Below are 2,737 nucleotides of genomic sequence, written 5' to 3' on the forward strand. Positions count from 1 at the left end.
CATAAGATCTCGTGCCAAGCTGGTCTCCATCGCAGATGCCAGCTTGAATCATGCCCTACGCACGAGCGGAATCCCTTTTGTCAACACGACCTAGGACGGTTCCCATCTTCGCAAGCGAACGCAACGCGGCTCAGCTTCTCGACATGAAGCAGGCCGAGTTTCGCGCGCTGGTGGAGGCGGGGCACCTGCCGCGCGGCCGTGAGATCGCTCCTGGCCTGATCCGCTGGCCGGTCGAAGACCTCCGCCGCATTGCCAGCGGGGAAGCGGCCGAGGGCATGGGGGACGTGAGTTGGTGAGCAAGCGCTATCTCTGGCGGCATCCGAGCGGACGCATCTACGTGCGCCTCAGGGGGCGCCTGTGCAGGATCATGGCCCCGGAGGGCACCGCGGAATTCGACCGGGAGTATTGGGAGATCCTGACCGGGAAGCGGATGCAGGCCAAGACCTCCTGGAACGCCCTTATGGACGACTACCGGAGCTCCGACCGCTGGCTGGGGCTGAAACCCCGCACCCGCCAAGACTATGACAAGGTGATGGCCTACCTCCGGGAGAAGATCGGCACCCGCGACGTGAAGGCGCTGACGCGGGCGGACGTGATCGCCGCGCAGAAGGCGAACGCGCATCGCACCCGCTTCGCGAACTACATCCCGCAGATGCTGGTGATCCTCTGCGAACACGCTATCGACCTGGGCTGGCTGGCGAACAACCCAGCGAAGGGCGTGCGAGCCCTTAAGACGCCCGAGAAACGCCGGAAGCAGCATCTTCCCTGGCCGGATTGGGCGGTGGAGAAATTCCGCTCGGAAGCCGAGGAGCTGCCCCGCCTGATCTTCGAAATCGGCGTCGGCAGCGTTCAACGGCCGGGGGATTGGGTGGGCTTCCGTTGGGGAGACTATAACGGCGAGTCCCTGACCCTTCGCCAGAACAAGACCGACAAGTCCCTGGTGCTTCCGTGCACGCCCCAGCTCAAGGCGGCTCTGGATCGTGCAAAGGACGCGCTGGGTGCCGTGCCCATCGCTGGACGGCCGATCCTGATGAAGCGCGACGGCAACCCCGTGAGCTATCGCTACATGGCGCAGATCATGTTGAAGGAGCGGCGCCGCCTCGGGCTCGAAGCCTACGACCTGCACGCGCTGCGGTATCGCGGGGTCCGGGAACTTGCCCTGGATGGTTGTTCCGACGACGAAATCGCGGCCTACAGCGGACACGCCACGAAAGCGATGATCGAGAAATACGCGGGCGAGGCCCGGCAGATCATGCGGGCACGTCAGGCAGCCGAAAAGAGACGCTGAACAGAACGAGACCAGAACAAGAAACTGATACCCGAGGTGATACCCCAATGAGCAAGCAAGGCACTAACCCATTGAAAGTATTGGAGGCGAGTAGGAGAATCGAACTCCTGTACACGGATTTGCAATCCGCCTGAACGATCTGAAAGAAAAGGGAAATTCGTTTCAGCAACGGCGGTACATAGCGGGAACGATGCGCGAATGTTGAAGGCCAGCCTCGCCAAAGCAGAATGTCACGATCCGCTTCTTATCGGGTGGATGCCCAGGATCGGGTCGCAGGCGTAGATTTCCACGCCGCAATTAAACACATCTGTTGACTTAAGCAGATGTGTTGACTATGTTATATCCATGAACAGCAAAGAACTCGAAAAGCTCCTGCGCTCCAAAGGCTGCACCTTCGAAACCCACAAAGGGGGCAGCGGCCACAAGACTGTTCGATTGGGCGACAGGAAAAGCCAGATCCCGATGCACGGGGCCCGCAAGGAACTCGGTACGGGGCTGGTGAACAAGATACTCAAGGATCTCGGCCTCAAGTGAGGCCGGGATCTCCCGAAGGAGGCGATCCCCTGATGCTGGCCTATCCCGTAGACCTGACCCCTGACGACAACGGTACCTTTTTGGTGACCTGCCCGGATCTGCCGGAGGTGACCAGCTTCGGCGAAACCGAAGCCGAAGCCCTGAGCATGGCCAAAGGAGCGATCTCCGAAGCGCTGGCATCACGCCTATCGGGTTTCGAGGACATCCCGCAGCCGAGCGAAGGCCCGCGCCTCGTGGCGGTTCCGCTGCAGCTCCAGATCAAGGTCCTGTTGTTCTGGGCCCTGTCAGATGCGGACAAGACCCGCGCCGATCTGGTCCGGGATCTCGGCTGGCATCGGCCCCAGGTTGACCGGCTGTTCGATCCGAACCACGCCACCCGGTTGGAGCAATACGATGCGGCGTTCGCTGCGTTGGGACGGGCTCCCGGGTTCGCGTTGGAGGCTGCAGCCTGAGGTCCGGATAGTGATGGCGCAACGACGCTGGGCACGGTCCACTGCGCCGCTAGGGTATCATCTCCCGCCTCAGCGCGCACACCGCGCAGCTGGCCGCCGTCTGGTTGGCATCTGCCGTTAGCGGCCGTTGAGCGCCTCGGCCTCTGCGACCTGCGGAGTCACGAAAAGCGGCCGTTAGTCGCGGTTACAGCACGCGCTGAAGCCGCCAAGGTCCGGAGAGCGAACGGAGCGGTCATCCGATGAATGACGGCTCTCAGCGACGGATACAAACGGTGGTTTTCGCCGAGGCCACAAACCTCAGGCACAACCATCGCCCAAGGGCCTACAGACTGCTTTGGGTCAGCATATGTGACCTAAAGGTATTCGATCTAGGCTCAGGACCCATTGATCTGCTTGAAACCGCTACGGCTGAATGATTCAAGCTCTCGGACTGACGGTGGGTGATGATGAGCAACCTTTTCTG

4 protein-coding genes are annotated in these 2,737 nt (G+C 61.4%); all 4 read left to right on the forward strand.

Annotated elements, in window-relative coordinates; genetic code table 11:
- The first annotated feature begins 143 nt into the window (after positions 1 to 143).
- The 4 genes from EV657_RS22445 (at position 144) to EV657_RS21310 (ending at position 2,274) form a co-directional block, all read left to right on the forward strand.
- Positions 144 to 296 (forward strand): hypothetical protein, encoded by a 153-nt coding sequence (locus EV657_RS22445; protein WP_202241840.1) that lies wholly within the window; start codon positions 144 to 146, stop codon positions 294 to 296.
- Positions 293 to 1,288: a site-specific integrase gene (locus EV657_RS21300; protein WP_243837782.1), complete on the forward strand. Its 996-nt coding sequence runs from the start codon at positions 293 to 295 to the stop codon at positions 1,286 to 1,288. The genes EV657_RS22445 and EV657_RS21300 overlap by 4 nt, the downstream gene beginning before the upstream one ends.
- A gap of 345 nt (positions 1,289 to 1,633) precedes the next feature.
- Entirely contained in the window at positions 1,634 to 1,822 is a 189-nt protein-coding gene (locus EV657_RS21305; RefSeq protein WP_080616996.1) for a type II toxin-antitoxin system HicA family toxin, read from the forward strand.
- A gap of 32 nt (positions 1,823 to 1,854) precedes the next feature.
- Positions 1,855 to 2,274 carry a type II toxin-antitoxin system HicB family antitoxin gene (locus tag EV657_RS21310; RefSeq protein WP_134079861.1) on the forward strand — a complete coding sequence of 140 codons (420 nt, stop codon included), beginning with the start codon at positions 1,855 to 1,857 and terminating at the stop codon, positions 2,272 to 2,274.
- Positions 2,275 to 2,737 lie beyond the last annotated feature (463 nt).

Origin of the sequence: Rhodovulum visakhapatnamense (assembly GCF_004365965.1) — a bacterium.
Classification (GTDB): domain Bacteria; phylum Pseudomonadota; class Alphaproteobacteria; order Rhodobacterales; family Rhodobacteraceae; genus Rhodovulum; species Rhodovulum visakhapatnamense.

What these genes read in the sequence shown, in the direction of transcription:
- EV657_RS22445 (WP_202241840.1), top strand. Translation starts at nt 144, where the DNA reads ATGAAGCAGGCCGAGTTTCGCGCGCTGGTGGAGGCGGGGCACCTGCCG.
- EV657_RS21305 (WP_080616996.1), top strand. Translation starts at nt 1,634, where the DNA reads ATGAACAGCAAAGAACTCGAAAAGCTCCTGCGCTCCAAAGGCTGCACC.
- EV657_RS21310 (WP_134079861.1), top strand. Translation starts at nt 1,855, where the DNA reads ATGCTGGCCTATCCCGTAGACCTGACCCCTGACGACAACGGTACCTTT.